The 1,553-nt window shown below is 76.6% G+C and carries 2 protein-coding genes; both read left to right on the top strand.

What is annotated here, in order from left to right:
- Positions 1–361: hypothetical protein (locus AC5LSR_RS24145; RefSeq protein WP_493469085.1), on the top strand; the 361-nt coding region annotated here is incomplete at its 5' end.
- A gap of 262 nt (positions 362–623) precedes the next feature.
- A partial coding sequence (locus tag AC5LSR_RS24140; protein ID WP_493469084.1) for a HesA/MoeB/ThiF family protein occupies positions 624–1,553 on the top strand: 930 nt, incomplete at its 3' end.

The following is a 1,553-nucleotide window of genomic DNA, read 5'->3' as shown; positions in this document are numbered from 1 at the left end:
CGCGAACGGGAGCAGCGCGAACGGCGCGTCTGGGGACGCTGAGGAGCTGGCCGCGTTCGCCGCCGGCCTGCTCGTCGCCTGGCCGCCGGCCGGTGACGTACCGGTCGTCCGGCTCGCCGCGCACGCGCCCCAGGTCGCCCGGCCCGGTCCGGGGCTGGACGCCGCGGGCTGCCTGGTCTGCGGGCACACCTTCCGGCCGGGCGAGCAGGTGGTGGTCTGCCCGTGCGGCATGTACCGCGAGGTCTGCGTGGCGGCCGTGCACCGGGACCCGGTCGCTGGCCTGACCTGCTGGGACGACTGGCGGCCCGACGGCGGGCTCACCCACTGCCCGGTAACCCTCAACCGGGTGGCGGACCGGTGACCACGGCCCACGGAACGCGGGCGGACGTGGTCCCCCAGGGCGGCGTACATCCACCGCCCCCGGTGAGCACGGCCCAGGGAGCGCGGACGGGCGGCCCACCCGCCGGCCAGCCACCCGAGGGCGGCCCACACACGGATGTCGTGTACGCGGGCGCCCCGCGTGCCGGTGAACCAGGTGCGGACGGCCCGCCCGGGGCGGATCGGTGGCATGAGCGTGTGCGCGCCACGCCCGACCTGGCGGACGCCCCGGCCGGGGCGGATCGGTGAGCTCACCGTCAGCGGACCGTTACGCCCGGCAGCGGCTGATCCCCGACTGGGACCAGGAGCGGCTCGCCACCAGCACCGCGGTGGTCGTCGGGGTCGGCGCGCTCGGCAACGAGGTGGCCAAGAACCTGGCGCTCGCCGGCGTCGGACGGCTGATCCTCTGCGACCCGGACACGGTCGCGGCGAGCAACCTCAGCCGCACCGTGCTGCTCGGGCCGGACGACGTCGGACGCCCGAAGGCCACCGCCGCGGCCGGCGCCCTGTCCCGGATCGCCCCGGACGTCACCGTCGAGACCCGGCCGGCCGAGCTGGTCGCCGGGGTCGGGCTCGGGGAGCTGTCCGACGCCGGGGTCGTCCTGGGCTGCCTGGACAGCCGCCGCGCCCGGCTACGCCTGCTCGGGCGGGCCACGCTGGTCGGCGCGGCGCTCGTGGACGGCGGCACCCACCCGTGGGGCGGGGAGGTCCGGCTGCGGCTGGACCCGGCCGAGGCCTGCTACGGCTGCTCGCTCACCGCGCATCAGCGCGGCGAGTCCGACCTGCCGTGGAGCTGCGCCGAGATCCGGCCGGACGGCCCGCAGCCGGCGTCGATCGTGTCCACGTCGATCGTCGCCGGGTGGATAACACTGGTCGCGCTGCGCGTCCTGTTCGGCAGCCCGCCGCGGTACCGGCTGCTGCGGATCGACGGCGCCACCGGCGACACCGCCCCGGTCACCCTGACCCGCGACGCCGACTGCCCGCACCACCGGCCGTTGGACGGACCCGTCCACCCCCTGCCGCTCGACCACCATGCCACCGTCGGCGACCTGCTCGAAGCCCTGCCCGCCGGCGCGGAACCACTGGCCTGGGCGGCCTTCCCCCTCCCGGGACGCTGCCATCACTGTGGCGAGAACCACGCTCACCTCACGGCACAACCACACCAACCGGCACAA

Source organism: Protofrankia sp. CiP1_Cm_nod4, assembly GCF_982290645.1.
This window is presented reverse-complemented; position numbering and strand designations above follow the sequence as displayed.